Here is a 15,330-nt window from a genome sequence, read left to right as displayed (position 1 = left end):
CCCAACAAAAGTCAAAACTGTAAAACACGGGTGAATGATACTCGCGGCAACAGCAACGCCTCACGGCACTGCACTCGTCTCGTTGGAGTCAATCTATGAAGTTGCCTTTTAAACCACATCTTCTTGTTCTGCTTTGCAGTGCGGGGCTGTTTGCCGCCTCGGGCGTCATGTTCGTTAAAAGCCGCGCAACGGAACCCGCTCCCGCACCTGCGCCGGTAGCCCCGCAGCTCCCCGCCCCGACAGCACAACCTGCCCCGATGGCGACTCCGGCCTATAGCGCCGCGCAGATCGATCAGTGGACCGCGCCCATTGCGCTCTATCCCGACGCGCTGCTGTCGCAAATTCTGATGGCCTCAACCTATCCGGCGAGCGTGATTCAGGCCGCCCAGTGGTCAAAGGACAACCCTAAAATGCAGGGCGATACCGCCATTCAGGCGGTCAGCGGGCAGCCATGGGATGCCAGCGTGAAATCGCTGGTCGCCTTTCCGCAGTTAATGTCGTTGATGGGAGAAAACCCGTCGTGGGTACAGAGCCTCGGCGACGCCTTTCTGGCCCAGCCAAAGGATGTGATGGATTCCGTGCAGCGTCTGCGCCTGCTCGCGCAGCAGACAGGCACGTTGCAATCCACCCCGCAGCAGACCGTCACCACCGTGAAAAAATCTGCGCCAGCCTCCGCCAGTACAGCCGCGACGTCAACGTCGGCTAGTCCGACGGTGATTAAAATTGAGCCAGCCGATCCACAGGTGGTTTATGTCCCTACCTACACCCCTTCCACCGTTTACGGCACGTGGCCAAACGCCAGCTATCCGCCAGTGTATCTGCCCCCGTCTCCCGGCCAGCAGTTTACCAATAGTTTTGTCAGAGGCTTTGGCTATAGCCTCGGCGTAGCCACTACCTATGCGCTGTTCAGTAACATCGACTGGGACGATGACGACGATCATCATCACGATCATGATGACGATCACCACGGCGGTTATTCGCATAACGGCGATAACATTAATATTAATGTTAATAACTTCAATAAGATCACCGGCGAGCACCGTACCGATAATCATCAGGTCTGGCAGCATAATCCGGCCTACCGCAACGGCGTGCCCTACGCCAATAGCCAGCTTGCCAGCCGCTATCATCAGACTTCAGTGCCGGGAGGGCTGAGCGCTACCCGGCAGCAGACGGTCAACCGCGATAGCCAGCGGCAGGCTGCGATGGCGCAGATACAGCAGTCGACGGGCAAAACCCTCACACAGCTACAGCATGGCGACGCGCATTTCCCGCAACATTCAGCGTCCGCGCAGCAGCTGAAGCAGCTCTCTCAGCGCAGCAACTATCGCGGCTACGACAGCGCGCGGCCCCACGCACAACGGATGAATAATACTCTTGCGCAAACCAGACGCCCGACGCAGGTTCAGCATCAGCCGCTGCGGGCAAACGCCCTGAGCGGCAACGACAGCCGCTCGGCCAACTGGCAGGTCCAGCACCAGCGCGGGCTGGAAAGCCGCCAGCAGCTGTCCGAACATCATACCGAACACCGTGAATTCCATCGTCGTTAAGGAAGCCGCTATGAACATGAAACCGATCGGTGGAATGCTGTTGTTGATGGTATCCACCTTCGCCTGCGCCCAGCAATCTTTCTCCACGCCTGAGCAGGCGGCCAATGCCCTGACGAAGGCCATCAGCGAGCAGAATGAGCGCGCGATGGCCGACCTGCTGGGGGATAACTGGCGCGACTATCTGCCACCTGAAGGGGTTGATCCGGAGGCGGTAGCTCGATTCCTGCGTGACTGGAAGATTAACCATCGTACCGAAATCAGCGGCGATATTGCCCATCTGTCAGTTGGCGATAACGGCTGGCAACTCCCCATACCGGTAGTGAAGAAAAAAGTGGGCTGGCAATTTGATATGCAGAAAGCGGCTGATGAGATCCTGACCCGCGAAATCGGCCGCAACGAACTCGCGGCTATCGAAGCGCTGCACGCCTACGTCGACGCACAGCAGAGCTACTACGCCATGAACCACCGCTATGCGCAGAAGATTGTCAGCACGCCAGGGCTAAAAGACGGCCTGTACTGGCCCATCTCGCCGGGCGAAGCGCCAAGCCCGCTGGGTCCCGCCTTCAGCCCGCCGGAGTCGGGTATGGGCTATCACGGCTATCGGTTCCGCATTCTGCCGGATAAAAATGGCTTTGCGATGGTTGCCTGGCCCGTGAGCTATGGTCAGACGGGGGTAATGAGCTTTGTCGTTAACCAGGATGACAAGGTGTATCAGGCAAATCTCGGCAACGATTCGGCGCAAAAAGCGCAGGCGATCGCTGCATACCACCCGGATAAAACCTGGCAGCCTGTCACCCCCTGAACGCGGCGCATAAAAAAAGCGGCCTCAGGCCGCTTTTTTCATCTGAAGAAACTTATTTCTTCTTCGCTTTCGCGTTTGGCAGGTCGGTGATGCTACCTTCAAACACTTCTGCCGCCAGGCCCACGGACTCGTGCAGAGTCGGGTGAGCGTGGATGGTCAGCGCGATGTCTTCCGCGTCACAGCCCATTTCGATAGCCAGACCGATTTCACCCAGCAGCTCGCCGCCGTTGGTACCGACAATCGCACCACCGATCACGCGGTGAGTCTCTTTGTCGAAGATCAGTTTGGTCATACCGTCTGCGCAGTCGGACGCGATAGCACGGCCAGAAGCAGCCCACGGGAAGGTGGCGGTTTCATAGCTAATGCCTTTCTCTTTCGCTTCTTTCTCAGTCAGACCGACCCATGCAACTTCTGGCTCGGTGTACGCGATAGATGGGATCACTTTCGGATCGAAGTAGTGCTTCATGCCGGCGATAACTTCAGCGGCAACGTGACCTTCGTGAACACCTTTGTGCGCCAGCATTGGCTGACCGACGATATCGCCGATAGCAAAGATGTGCGGCACGTTGGTGCGCAGCTGTTTGTCAACGCGGATGAAGCCACGGTCGTCCACTTCCACGCCAGCTTTGCCCGCGTCGAGGTTTTTACCGTTCGGCACACGACCGATAGCCACCAGCACGGCGTCGTAACGCTGTGGTTCGGAAGGGGCTTTTTTGCCTTCCATGGAAACGTAAATACCGTCTTCTTTCGCTTCAACGGCAGTCACTTTGGTTTCCAGCATCAGGTTGAATTTCTTGCTGATGCGTTTGGTGAAGACTTTAACGATGTCTTTGTCGGCAGCCGGGATAACCTGGTCGAACATTTCAACCACGTCGATCTCTGAACCCAGCGCATGGTACACGGTACCCATTTCCAGACCGATGATACCGCCGCCCATAACCAGCAGGCGCTTAGGAACGGTTTTCAGCTCCAGCGCATCGGTGGAATCCCACACGCGTGGATCTTCATGTGGAATGAATGGCAGTTCGATTGGGCGAGAGCCTGCCGCGATGATCGCGTTGTCGAAGTTAATCACGGTCTTGCCGTTTTCGCCTTCCACTTCCAGGGTGTTCGCACCGGTGAATTTACCCAGACCGTTTACCACTTTCACTTTACGGCCTTTGGCCATACCCGCCAGACCGCCGGTCAGCTGAGTGATAACTTTCTCTTTCCAGGTACGAATTTTGTCGATGTCGGTTTTCGGCTCGCCGAAGACGATACCGTGTTCAGCCAGCGCTTTGGCTTCTTCGATAACTTTCGCTACGTGCAGCAGCGCTTTAGAAGGGATACAGCCGACGTTCAGACAAACACCGCCGAGGGTGCTGTAACGTTCTACGATGACGGTTTCCAGACCTAAATCCGCGGCGCGAAATGCTGCGGAGTAACCTGCCGGGCCTGCCCCAAGTACTACGACCTGAGTTTTGATTTCTGTGCTCATCATGACCTCTTAATGTATACCCGTCGTCCACCGGGTCGTTCTATCCGCCCGTATTTTACAAAATTGTTAACAATTTTGAAACAACAAACGGCTCACGAATTATCGCTTTCACCAATAACCTCAAAAACCCCATGAGATTATCAGAAAAAAGCCGGCCGACTGGCCGGCTTTTCGATTACATCACCAGGCGGCGAATGTCGCTCAGCATGTTGTTGATGATGGTGATGAAACGCGCACCATCAGCCCCGTCGATCACGCGGTGGTCGAAGGACAGAGAGATTGGCATCATCAGACGCGGCACGAACTCTTTGCCATTCCACACCGGCTCCATCGCGGACTTGGACACACCGAGGATAGCCACTTCCGGCGCGTTCACAATCGGCGCGAAGTGGGTGGTACCCAGGCCGCCGATGCTGGAGATAGTGAAGCAGCCGCCCTGCATTTCGCCGGCAGTCAGCTTACCATCACGCGCTTTTTTGGAGATGGTGGTCAGTTCACGGGACAGCTCAGTGACGCTCTTCTTGTTCACGTCTTTGAAGACCGGAACAACCAGACCATTTGGCGTATCAACCGCAACACCGATATTGATGTACTTCTTCAGCGTCAGCTTCTGGCCGTCTTCGGACAGGGAGCTGTTGAAGCGAGGCATCTGCTCAAGGGCAGCGGCAACCGCTTTCATGATGAAGACCACTGGAGTGAACTTCACGTCCAGCTTACGCTTCTCAGCTTCGGCGTTCTGCTGTTTACGGAACGCTTCCAAATCTGTGATATCGGTCTTATCGAAGTGGGTAACGTGCGGGATCATTACCCAGTTACGGCTCAGGTTAGCACCCGAGATTTTCTGGATACGGCCCAGTTCCACTTCTTCGATTTCACCGAACTTGCTGAAGTCCACTTTCGGCCATGGCAGCATGCCCGGGATACCGCCACCGGCAGCAGCAGGTGCAGCTTCGGCGCGTTTCACCGCATCTTTCACGTAAGCCTGAACGTCTTCGCGCAGGATACGGCCTTTACGACCAGTGCCCTTCACTTTCGCCAGGTTCACACCGAATTCGCGCGCCAGGCGACGAATCAGCGGAGTCGCGTGGACGTAAGCGTCGTTTTCAGCGAACTCAGATTTTTCTGCTTTAGCAGCAGGGGCAGCAGCCGGTTTAGCAGCCTGAGCCGGTGCAGCAGCCGGTGCCGGAGCAGCCGCGGCAGCTGGAGCGGCGGCAGGTGCTGCGCCTTCCACTTCGAAGACCATGATCAGAGAGCCGGTAGATACTTTGTCGCCGGTGTTGATTTTGATCTCTTTAACGGTACCGGCGAACGGCGCAGGCACTTCCATAGAAGCTTTGTCGCCTTCTACGGTGATCAGTGACTGTTCAGCGGCAACTTTGTCGCCCACTTTTACCATCACTTCGGTCACTTCAACTTCGTCACCGCCGATGTCCGGTACGTTAACGTCTTTCACGCCGCCAGCAGCCGCTGGTGCAGCAGCCGGAGCCGGAGCAGCTTCCGCTTTCGCTGGAGCCGCAGCGCCTTCAGCGCCCGCCACTTCGAAAATCATGATCAGGGAACCTGTAGACACTTTGTCGCCGGTGTTGATCTTGATCTCTTTAACGGTACCCGCGAACGGTGCCGGCACTTCCATAGAGGCTTTGTCGCCTTCTACGGTGATCAGTGACTGCTCGGCCGCAACAGTATCGCCCACTTTCACCAGGATTTCAGTGACTTCAACTTCGTCACCGCCGATGTCAGGCACGTTCACTTCTTTCGCTGCCGCGGCCGCTGCTGGAGCAGCAGCAGGTGCGGCTTCTTTCTTCTCTTCCTGCGCAGGTGCAGCAGCTGCTGCACCGTCGGCGGAATCGAAAATCATGATCAGTTTACCGGTCTCGGTTTTATCGCCAACAGAGACTTTGATCTCTTTAACGATGCCAGCCTGAGGAGACGGGACTTCCATAGAAGCTTTGTCGCCTTCTACGGTGATCAGCGACTGTTCAGCTTCAACTTTGTCGCCCACTTTGACCAGGATCTCGGTGATTTCAACTTCATCAGCCCCGATGTCCGGTACATTGATTTCGATAGCCATTATTCTTTTACCTCTTACGCCAGACGCGGGTTAACTTTATCTGCATCGATGTTGAATTTGGTAATTGCGTCTGCAACCACTTTCTTATCGATTTCGCCACGTTTAGCCAGTTCGCCCAGTGCTGCTACTACCACGTAGGAAGCATCAACTTCGAAGTGGTGACGCAGGTTTTCGCGGCTGTCAGAACGACCGAAGCCGTCAGTACCCAGTACGCGATAATCATCAGCTGGAACGTAAGTACGAACCTGCTCAGCGAACAGTTTCATATAGTCAGTAGACGCCACCGCTGGCGCGTCGTTCATCACCTGAGCGATGTACGGAACGCGTGGGGTTTCCATTGGGTGCAGCATGTTCCAGCGCTCACAATCCTGGCCATCACGCGCCAGTTCAGTGAAGGAGGTAACAGAGTACACATCGGAACCCACACCGTAGTCTTTCGCCAGGATCTGCGCTGCTTCACGAACGTGACGCAGGATAGAACCGGAGCCCAGCAGCTGAACTTTACCTTTGCTACCTTCGATGGTTTCGAGTTTGTAGATACCTTTACGGATACCTTCCTCGGCACCTGCTGGCATTGCCGGCATGTGGTAGTTTTCGTTCAGGGTGGTGATGTAGTAGTAAATATTCTCTTGCGCTTCACCGTACATGCGCTGCAAGCCGTCATGCATGATGACTGCCACTTCGTACGCGTAAGACGGGTCGTAAGAGATACAGTTAGGGATAGTCAGAGACTGAATGTGGCTGTGACCATCTTCGTGCTGTAGACCTTCACCGTTCAGGGTCGTACGACCAGAAGTACCACCGATCAGGAAGCCGCGAGCCTGCTGGTCGCCTGCCTGCCAGCACAGGTCACCGATACGCTGGAACCCGAACATGGAGTAGTAGATGTAGAACGGGATCATCGGCAGGTTGTTGGTGCTGTAAGAAGTCGCAGCAGCCAGCCAGGATGCGCCTGCACCCAGTTCGTTGATACCTTCCTGAAGGATCTGACCTTTCTCGTCTTCTTTGTAGTATGCAACCTGCTCACGGTCCTGCGGGGTGTACTGCTGACCGTTCGGGCTGTAGATACCGATCTGACGGAACAGACCTTCCATACCGAAAGTACGCGCTTCGTCGGCGATGATTGGAACCAGACGATCTTTGATCGACTTGTTCTTCAGCATCACGTTCAGGGCACGAACGAAAGCGATAGTGGTAGAGATCTCTTTGTTCTGCTCTTCCAGCAGCTGAGAGAAATCTTCCAGCGCTGGCAGTTCCAGCTTCTCGGTGAAGTTAGGCTGACGAGCAGGCAGGTAGCCTTTCAGCGCCTGACGACGTTCGTGCAGGTACTTGTGCTCTTCAGAACCTTCCGGGAAGGTGATGTAAGACAGTTTTTCTACCTGCTCATCGGTCACTGGAACGTTGAAACGGTCGCGGATATAACGCACGCCGTCCATGTTCATTTTCTTAACCTGGTGAGCGATGTTTTTACCTTCTGCGGTATCACCCATGCCGTAACCTTTAATGGTGTGGGCCAGGATCACAGTCGCTTTACCTTTGGTTTCACGCGCTTTTTTCAGTGCAGCGTAAACTTTCTTCGGATCGTGACCACCGCGGTTCAGCGCCCAGATCTGCTCGTCAGTCCAGTCTGCAACCAGGGCTGCGGTTTCAGGATATTTGCCGAAGAAGTGCTCACGAACGTAGGCACCGTCTTTGGATTTGAAGGTCTGGTAGTCGCCGTCAACGGTTTCGTTCATCAGCTGGATCAGTTTACCGCTGGTGTCTTTGCGCAGCAGCTCATCCCAACGACCGCCCCACATCACTTTGATCACGTTCCAGCCAGCACCTGCGAAGATGCCTTCCAGTTCGTTGATGATCTTGCCGTTACCGGTTACCGGACCATCCAGACGTTGCAGGTTACAGTTGATGATGAAGCACAGGTTGTCCAGCTTCTCACGGGTCGCGATGGTGATCGCGCCTTTAGATTCTGGCTCATCCATTTCACCGTCGCCCAGGAAGGCGTAAACGGTCTGCTCAGAGGTGTCTTTCAGACCACGGTGTTCCAGGTACTTCAGGAATTTAGCCTGATAGATCGCACCGATTGGACCCAGACCCATAGATACGGTCGGGAACTGCCAGAACTCAGGCATCAGTTTAGGGTGCGGGTAAGAAGACAGACCCTTACCGTGAACTTCCTGACGGAAGTTGTTCATCTGCTCTTCAGTCAGACGACCTTCCAGGAAGGCACGTGCATAGATGCCCGGAGAGATGTGGCCCTGGAAGTACACCAGATCGCCGCCATCTTTCTCGTTAGCTGCACGGAAGAAGTGGTTGAAGCACACTTCGTAAATGGTCGCAGAAGACTGGAAGGACGCCATGTGGCCACCCAGTTCCAGGTCCTTCTTGGATGCGCGCAGAACGGTCATGATGGCGTTCCAGCGGATAGCAGAACGGATACGGCGTTCCAGATCCAGATTGCCCGGGTATTCCGGTTCGTCTTCGACGGCAATCGTGTTTACGTAGTTGCTAGCCCCTGCACCTGAAGCCACTTTCACGCCGCCTTTGCGTGCTTCTGAAAGCAGCTGATCAATCAGATACTGAGCGCGCTCAACACCTTCTTCACGGATGACCGATTCGATCGCCTGTAGCCAGTCGCGAGTTTCGATCGGATCCACGTCATTTTGGAGACGTTCTGACATGGGGGTATTCCTTATCTATCTAATACGTTGATTTGTCTGGAACCTGTCCCATTGTATTTTCGCCAGAAAACACAATAAGACAGGTTCTGCGTTTAGTTGCCGCGCTCTAAAAGTACCTGGCGCTTAATCCTTTCGTTGCTGTATGCGGCGTAATGAACGTTCGCGACGCGATTGTTCACGGCTGCGGTCCAGCAAGATTTCCTCAATGAAAGCCAGATGGCGGTGCGACGCTTCGCGCGCCTGCTCCGGTTCCCCGGCCATTATCGCCTCGAATACTCGGGTGCGATGGTTGCTTACCAGCGGGAGCATCTCCCGACGGGCATACAACAATTCAAAATTCTGACGAACGTTCTGGGCCAGCATCGGCTCCATGCAGCGTAGCAGATGGAGGAGCACCACGTTGTGCGCCGCTTCGGTGACGGCAATTTGATACTGGACGACGGCATTGGACTCGGCGTCTAAATCGCCGGACTGCTGTGCCCGTTCAATGGCCTGATGCAGCTCGCGAATACGTACGCGGTCTTCATCAGTGCTGCGAAGGGCGGCGTAATAAGCCGCGATACCTTCCAGCGCGTGACGGGTCTCAAGCAGATCAAACTGGGATTCTGGGTGGTCAGAGAGAAGTTCTACCAGCGGGTCGCTGAAGCTCTGCCACAGGCTGTTTTGCACAAAGGTTCCGCCACCCTGGCGACGGAGCAACAGGCCCTTTGCTTCGAGACGTTGAATCGCCTCACGCAGAGAGGGGCGTGAAACGTCGAACTGTTTTGCCAGCTCGCGTTCTGGCGGGAGTTTCTCGCCCGGGCGCAGTGTCCCTTCGAGAATCAAAAACTCCAGCTGCTGCTCAATCACATCGGAAAGTTTTGGTTGGCGAATTTTGCTGTAGGCCATATTCCCTGTCTTACGCCTTTTTGCCCGGAGTCAATTGGTCTTACCAATTTCATGTTCGTATCGCTAAAGTAACAAAGTATTCACCTTCTGTCCATATTGGTTTTGATTGAAATCAGTAAACCCGGCACATTTTAACAACCTTACAGAACTAACGTTTCAGGAATGTAACTTTGCACAAATGAAATGGTTACTACCAAAGAGGCAGTTTTAACCATAATGAAACGAGGGTTTTTGCAATCTGAAGCGATTCAACAAGGCAAAAAATGAAAATTCGCCCTCTTCTGACGCATTTCTATTCTATAGGTTGGGGTATGAGGGGTTAACGTACCGATTTACAATTGGTTTCTTTTTATTCAAGTCGTCTTCATCCCTTCATAAAGCAGGTGCATTCGCTGGCACTTACCACTATTCTTGCGCTAACGGAAGCCATCTCCGCTTTTTTCGGTATCGTTAACCGTAAAGAAATAAATACAGAATATGGACTTTCATAATTACACACGCACAGCGTGAACATAACAACCACACACGAGGTTTCAAATGGAAGCTCAACAGCATGGCGATCAGCTAAAGCGCGGCCTTAAAAACCGCCATATTCAGCTCATCGCCCTGGGCGGTGCTATTGGTACTGGCCTGTTTCTGGGCAGTGCATCGGTTATCCAGTCGGCCGGTCCGGGCATTATTCTGGGGTACGCGATTGCGGGTTTTATTGCATTTCTGATTATGCGCCAGTTAGGTGAAATGGTTGTTGAGGAGCCGGTCGCAGGCTCATTCAGCCACTTCGCCTATAAATACTGGGGCAGCTTCGCAGGTTTCGCCTCGGGGTGGAACTACTGGGTTCTGTACGTTCTGGTTGCCATGGCCGAGCTGACCGCCGTTGGGAAATACATTCAGTTCTGGTACCCGGAGATCCCCACCTGGGCATCTGCGGCGGCCTTCTTCGTCATTATCAATGCCATTAACCTGACCAACGTAAAAGTGTTTGGTGAGATGGAGTTCTGGTTTGCCATCATCAAAGTGATTGCCGTTGTAGCGATGATCATCTTCGGCGGCTGGCTGCTGTTCAGCGGCAACGGCGGTCCGCAGGCCACCGTGCGCAACCTTTGGGAGCAAGGCGGGTTCCTGCCGCACGGCATGACCGGTCTGGTGATGATGATGGCAATTATCATGTTCTCCTTCGGCGGTCTGGAGCTGGTGGGCATCACCGCCGCGGAAGCCGACAACCCGGAGCAGAGCATCCCGAAAGCCACTAACCAGGTTATCTACCGTATTCTGATCTTCTATGTGGGCTCCCTGGCGGTCCTGCTCTCCCTGCTGCCATGGACGCGCGTGACGGCGGATACCAGCCCGTTTGTGCTCATCTTCCACGAGCTGGGCGACACCTTCGTGGCGAACGCGCTCAACGTCGTGGTGCTGACCGCCGCGCTCTCCGTTTATAACAGCTGCGTTTACTGCAACAGCCGTATGCTGTTCGGCCTGGCGCAACAGGGCAACGCACCGAAAGCGCTGCTTACCGTTGATAAGCGTGGCGTACCGGTTAATACCATCATCGTGTCGGCGGTCGTGACGGCGCTGTGCGTTCTGATTAACTACCTGGCACCGGAATCTGCCTTCGGTCTGCTGATGGCGCTGGTGGTTTCCGCGCTGGTGATTAACTGGGCGATGATTAGCCTCGCGCACATCAAGTTCCGCCGCGCCAAGCACCAGCAGGGCGTAACCACGCGCTTCCCTGCCCTGCTCTATCCGCTGGGGAACTGGGTTTGCCTGCTGTTCATGGCAGCTGTGCTGGTCATCATGCTCATCACCCCAGGCATGGCGATTTCCGTCTACCTGATCCCGGTCTGGATTGCGATCCTCGGCGTGGGCTATATGGTGAAACAGAAAAATGCCAAAACGGTGAAAGCGCACTAAGTGTTTTCTCGCTGTACTCGCGGTTGCGGGTACAGCGTCTTGTTACCTTCCTCACAAATTCGCGCCCACAGCAAAATCCTCCATATCACCGCCTTTATATTGCAACGCATATATTCGTTTGCCAGCGAATAATTCTCTCCATACCGAAACCCGGAGAGCTGTCGATGAATAACAACAAACTGTCAGTAAAAGAAAAGATCGGCTATGGCATGGGTGACGCCGGATGCAACATTATCTTTGGCGCCATCATGTTATTTGTTAACTACTTTTATACGGATATTTTTGGTCTGGCTCCTGCACTGGTTGGCGTTTTACTCCTGTCCGTACGCGTCATTGATGCCGTCACGGACCCAATTATGGGCGCGATTGCCGACCGTACCCGCAGCAAATATGGCCGGTTTCGTCCATGGCTGCTGTGGATTGCCTTCCCCTACGCGCTGTTCAGCATCCTGATGTTTACCACGCCTGACTGGAGCTATAACAGCAAAGTTATCTATGCCTTTGTCACCTACTTCCTGCTGTCGCTGACCTATACCGCCATCAACATTCCGTACTGTTCGCTCGGCGGCGTGATCACCAACGACCCGAAGGAGCGCGTTGCCTGCCAGTCCTACCGTTTTGTTATGGTTGGTATCGCCACGCTGCTGCTGTCGCTAACGCTCCTGCCGATGGCCGACTGGTTCGGTGGGGATAACAAAGCCAAAGGCTACCAGATGGCAATGACCGTGCTGGCGCTGATTGGAACCTGTATGTTCCTGTTCTGCTTCGCCACCGTGCGCGAGCGCGTGCGTCCGGCGGTGCAAACTCATGACGAACTGAAAAACGACCTGAAAGACGTGTGGAAGAATGACCAGTGGGTGCGGATCCTGCTGTTAACGCTGTGCAACGTCTGCCCTGGCTTTATCCGCATGGCGGCCACCATGTATTACGTCACCTGGGTCATGGGGCAAAGCACCCATTTCGCCACGCTGTTTATCAGCCTGGGCGTGGTCGGCATGATGTTCGGCAGTATGCTGGCGAAAGTGCTGACCGACCGCTGGTGTAAGCTGAAGGTCTTCTTCTGGACCAACATCGTGCTGGCGATTTTCTCCTGCGCCTTTTACTTCTTCGACCCGAAAGCGACGACAACCATTGTCGTGCTCTACTTCCTGCTGAACATTCTGCACCAGATCCCGTCACCGCTGCACTGGTCGCTGATGGCCGACGTGGACGACTACGGTGAATGGAAAACCGGGAAACGCATCACCGGGATCAGCTTCTCCGGCAACATCTTCTTCCTGAAGCTGGGTCTGGCGATTGCCGGGGCAATGGTCGGCTTCCTGCTCTCCTGGTACGGCTACGACGCGGGCGCAAAAGCGCAGAGCGCGGATGCCATCAACGGGATCGTGCTGCTGTTTACCGTCATTCCCGGCATTGGATACTTAATTACCGCGGGCGTAGTACGTCTGCTGAAAGTGGACCGTGAGACCATGAAGCAGATCCAGTCCGATCTGGAAAAGCGTCGCACCAACTATCGCGAGCTGAACGATTATCAGGAACTCAAAGCCGCTGAGACTAAATAAGGAAAGCCGAATGCAAACCTGGCCAAACCCGTTTATTGAACAACGCGCCGACCCGTATATCCTGCGTCACGATGGGCAATATTACTTTATCGCCTCCGTGCCGGAGTACGATCGGCTGGCGATCCGCCGCGCGGACTCGCTGGAAGGTTTACGCGATGCCGAAGAGGTGATTGTCTGGCGCAAGCCCGACACCGGCCCGATGAGCCAGCTGATCTGGGCACCGGAGCTGCATCATATCGACGGCAGGTGGTACATCTATTTTGCCGCCACGCATACCCAGGCGCTCGATCAGCTCGGGATGTTCCAGCATCGCATGTTTGCCATTGAATGTGCAGATCGCGATCCGCTCACCGGTACGTGGGTGGAAAAAGGGCAAATCAAAACCCCGTTTGACACCTTCGCGCTGGATGCCACCACCTTTGTTCATCAGGGTAAACGCTGGTATCTGTGGGCGCAAAAAGCCCCGGACATTTCCGGTAACTCCAATCTTTACCTGTGTGAAATGGAAAATCCGTGGACGCTGAAAGGCGAGCCGGTGATGCTCAGTAAACCGGAATATGACTGGGAGTGCCGTGGGTTCTGGGTCAACGAAGGCCCGGCGGTGCTGTTCCATGGCGATAAGCTGTTTATCAGCTATTCCGCCAGCGCCACCGACGAGAACTACTGCATGGGATTACTGTGGGCAGACCTGAATGCCGATCCGCAAAACCCGGCTAACTGGCATAAATCCCCGCGCCCGGTGTTTGTCACCAGCTACGAAAACCGTCAGTATGGGCCAGGCCATAACAGCTTTACGCAGACGCCGGAAGGCGAAGATGTGCTGGTCTACCACGCGCGAAACTACACTGAAATTGAAGGCGATCCGCTTTACGATCCCAATCGCCATACTCGCCTGAAACTCATCCGCTGGAACGAAAACGGGATGCCTGATTTCGGCATCCCGCCCGCAGATACGCTGTAACGGCTTCGGCGCGCTGGCTTAAACCAGCGTGCCGTAAATCGTCAGCAGCGCCACAATCACCACCACCACAAACGACGTTTTCTTTGCCATCGAGACGGCAGCCTTTGGCGTTGCGACTTTATCCGTGTGCGGCTCACGCGCCAGCGAGAACTGTGCCAGTCGGGTTAAAACCTGATACTGCGAGGTATGGCGGTCTGCAAGGGAGACAAACCACGCGGGCAGCGCCTTTTCACCGTGACCGATGAGGGCATAGACCACGCCTACCAGACGCACCGGAAGCCAGTCGAGCACGTGCAGGATGGCATCAATGCCGGACTGTAGACGTTCATGCGGCGTAAGATAGCGGGCAAGCCAGGTCTGCCAGGCGCGCAGGAACGCATAACCCATCAGCAGTACCGGCCCCCAGGGTCCGCCCACCACGAACCAGAACAGCGGCGCCAGGTAGTAACGGAAGTTGATCCACAGCAGCGCGTTTTGCAGCTCCCGCAGAAACTCGCGTTCATCGCAGTCCGGCGGTACGCCGTGGATCATCGTCAGCTCGCTCGCCATCGCGCCGCGCGCGTGGGCATCATCCCGGGAAGCGGCTTTCAGATACGCGTGATAGTGCAAACGCACCTTGCCCGCGCCAATACACAGCACGCCGAGCAGGATCCACACCACCAGCAGCGGCACGTTGAAAAAGAGGCCGTAAAGCGAGCGCAGCAACAGGAACGTAATCGCCATCACGCCTGCCGCCATCAGCAGCGTGCGCAGCATGGAAAAATGCCTGATGCGGCGGAATAACACCTCCAGCCGGTGATCCAGATGCCAGTGCTCGCCGAGCTTAAACAGGCGTTCAGCGATCATAACCAGCAGCATGGTAAACAACGTCATGTTATCTCCTTATCTGACGACGTGGTAAGCATGGCGTGAAACCGGGACCAGTCAAACGCCGGGCCGGGGTCGGTTTTTCTTTCCGGGGCGATGTCGCTGTGCCCTGTAATATTGTCTGCAATGGCGGGATAGCGCCCGATTAACGTTTGCGTTACAGCAACCAGTTTCTCATATTGCGCATCGGTGTAAGGCGTGGTGTCCGTTCCTTCCAGTTCAATTCCAATAGAGAAATCATTGCACCGCTCGCGCCCCTGATACATCGACACGCCAGCATGCCAGGCTCGCTTATCAAAAGGAACATACTGAACCACTTCGCCATCACGACGGATCAGACAGTGCGCCGATACGCGCAGATGCGCAATCTCAGCAAAGAAGGGGTGGGCATCGGGATCTATCGTTCCAGTGAATAACGCATCGATCCACGGACCGCCAAACTCACCCGGCGGGAGACTAATATTGTGAACCACCAGCAGTGTGGGCTTTTCATCCTCCGGGCGGCAGTCGTGGTGCGGCGACGGTACATGCCGCGCGTCCACCAGCCATCCGTTTTCTAACAACAT

Annotated in this window: 11 protein-coding genes; 5 read left to right on the top strand and 6 right to left on the bottom strand. The window is 55.1% G+C overall.

The annotated features are described in order from the left end of the window. The first annotated feature begins 95 nt into the window (after positions 1-95). Both SK50_RS06245 and SK50_RS06240 read left to right on the top strand, forming a co-directional pair. The gene (locus SK50_RS06245; RefSeq protein ID WP_045344469.1) at positions 96-1,550 is read left to right on the top strand and encodes a DUF3300 domain-containing protein; all 1,455 of its coding nucleotides are present in this window, start codon (positions 96-98) and stop codon (positions 1,548-1,550) included. 10 nt (positions 1,551-1,560) lie between these two features. Then, positions 1,561-2,352 (top strand): DUF2950 family protein, encoded by a 792-nt coding sequence (locus tag SK50_RS06240; protein WP_045344468.1) that lies wholly within the window; start codon positions 1,561-1,563, stop codon positions 2,350-2,352. A gap of 52 nt (positions 2,353-2,404) precedes the next feature. Here the strand turns inward: SK50_RS06240 and lpdA are convergent, their stop codons facing one another. The 4 genes from lpdA to pdhR all read right to left on the bottom strand — a co-directional run bounded on the left by lpdA (position 2,405) and on the right by pdhR (position 9,466). After that, positions 2,405-3,829: a dihydrolipoyl dehydrogenase gene (gene lpdA / locus SK50_RS06235; RefSeq protein WP_003856313.1), complete on the bottom strand. Its 1,425-nt coding sequence runs from the start codon at positions 3,827-3,829 to the stop codon at positions 2,405-2,407. A gap of 175 nt (positions 3,830-4,004) precedes the next feature. Then, on the bottom strand, positions 4,005-5,900 hold the full coding sequence (gene aceF, locus SK50_RS06230) for a pyruvate dehydrogenase complex dihydrolipoyllysine-residue acetyltransferase (protein ID WP_017694504.1): 1,896 nt from the start codon (positions 5,898-5,900) through the stop codon (positions 4,005-4,007). Positions 5,901-5,914: 14 nt separating this feature from the next. Then, positions 5,915-8,578 (bottom strand): pyruvate dehydrogenase (acetyl-transferring), homodimeric type, encoded by a 2,664-nt coding sequence (aceE, locus tag SK50_RS06225; protein WP_003856315.1) that lies wholly within the window; start codon positions 8,576-8,578, stop codon positions 5,915-5,917. Positions 8,579-8,701: 123 nt separating this feature from the next. Then, complete coding sequence (gene pdhR / locus SK50_RS06220) at positions 8,702-9,466, bottom strand: pyruvate dehydrogenase complex transcriptional repressor PdhR (protein ID WP_015572686.1); 765 nt, start codon at positions 9,464-9,466, stop codon at positions 8,702-8,704. A 537-nt stretch (positions 9,467-10,003) separates the two neighbouring features. Here pdhR and aroP point away from each other — a divergent pair. The 3 genes from aroP to SK50_RS06200 all read left to right on the top strand — a co-directional run bounded on the left by aroP (position 10,004) and on the right by SK50_RS06200 (position 13,897). After that, a complete protein-coding gene (gene aroP / locus SK50_RS06210; RefSeq protein ID WP_015572685.1) occupies positions 10,004-11,374 on the top strand; it encodes an aromatic amino acid transporter AroP in 1,371 nt (456 codons plus the stop codon). A 164-nt stretch (positions 11,375-11,538) separates the two neighbouring features. Then, positions 11,539-12,936 carry a glycoside-pentoside-hexuronide (GPH):cation symporter gene (locus SK50_RS06205; protein ID WP_045344466.1) on the top strand — a complete coding sequence of 466 codons (1,398 nt, stop codon included), beginning with the start codon at positions 11,539-11,541 and terminating at the stop codon, positions 12,934-12,936. 10 nt (positions 12,937-12,946) lie between these two features. After that, entirely contained in the window at positions 12,947-13,897 is a 951-nt protein-coding gene (locus SK50_RS06200; protein ID WP_045344465.1) for a glycoside hydrolase family 43 protein, read from the top strand. 18 nt (positions 13,898-13,915) lie between these two features. Here the strand turns inward: SK50_RS06200 and ampE are convergent, their stop codons facing one another. After that, positions 13,916-14,770: a beta-lactamase regulator AmpE gene (ampE, locus tag SK50_RS06195; RefSeq protein ID WP_003856320.1), complete on the bottom strand. Its 855-nt coding sequence runs from the start codon at positions 14,768-14,770 to the stop codon at positions 13,916-13,918. Continuing rightward, the gene (ampD, locus tag SK50_RS06190; protein ID WP_017694507.1) at positions 14,767-15,330 is read right to left on the bottom strand and encodes a 1,6-anhydro-N-acetylmuramyl-L-alanine amidase AmpD; all 564 of its coding nucleotides are present in this window, start codon (positions 15,328-15,330) and stop codon (positions 14,767-14,769) included. The genes ampE and ampD overlap by 4 nt, the downstream gene beginning before the upstream one ends.

Origin of the sequence: Enterobacter sp. BWH64 (assembly GCF_001037645.1) — a bacterium.
Classification (GTDB): domain Bacteria; phylum Pseudomonadota; class Gammaproteobacteria; order Enterobacterales; family Enterobacteriaceae; genus Enterobacter; species Enterobacter hormaechei_C.
Note: the sequence above shows the minus strand (reverse complement) of the source record. Positions and strands in the feature narration are given on the sequence as shown.

What these genes read in the sequence shown, in the direction of transcription:
- SK50_RS06240 (WP_045344468.1), top strand. Translation starts at nt 1,561, where the DNA reads ATGAACATGAAACCGATCGGTGGAATGCTGTTGTTGATGGTATCCACC.
- lpdA (WP_003856313.1), bottom strand. Translation starts at nt 3,829, where the DNA reads ATGAGCACAGAAATCAAAACTCAGGTCGTAGTACTTGGGGCAGGCCCG.
- SK50_RS06205 (WP_045344466.1), top strand. Translation starts at nt 11,539, where the DNA reads ATGAATAACAACAAACTGTCAGTAAAAGAAAAGATCGGCTATGGCATG.
- ampE (WP_003856320.1), bottom strand. Translation starts at nt 14,770, where the DNA reads ATGACGTTGTTTACCATGCTGCTGGTTATGATCGCTGAACGCCTGTTT.
- aceF (WP_017694504.1), bottom strand. Translation starts at nt 5,900, where the DNA reads ATGGCTATCGAAATCAATGTACCGGACATCGGGGCTGATGAAGTTGAA.
- ampD (WP_017694507.1), bottom strand. Translation starts at nt 15,330, where the DNA reads ATGTTGTTAGAAAACGGATGGCTGGTGGACGCGCGGCATGTACCGTCG.
- SK50_RS06200 (WP_045344465.1), top strand. Translation starts at nt 12,947, where the DNA reads ATGCAAACCTGGCCAAACCCGTTTATTGAACAACGCGCCGACCCGTAT.
- SK50_RS06245 (WP_045344469.1), top strand. Translation starts at nt 96, where the DNA reads ATGAAGTTGCCTTTTAAACCACATCTTCTTGTTCTGCTTTGCAGTGCG.
- aceE (WP_003856315.1), bottom strand. Translation starts at nt 8,578, where the DNA reads ATGTCAGAACGTCTCCAAAATGACGTGGATCCGATCGAAACTCGCGAC.
- pdhR (WP_015572686.1), bottom strand. Translation starts at nt 9,466, where the DNA reads ATGGCCTACAGCAAAATTCGCCAACCAAAACTTTCCGATGTGATTGAG.
- aroP (WP_015572685.1), top strand. Translation starts at nt 10,004, where the DNA reads ATGGAAGCTCAACAGCATGGCGATCAGCTAAAGCGCGGCCTTAAAAAC.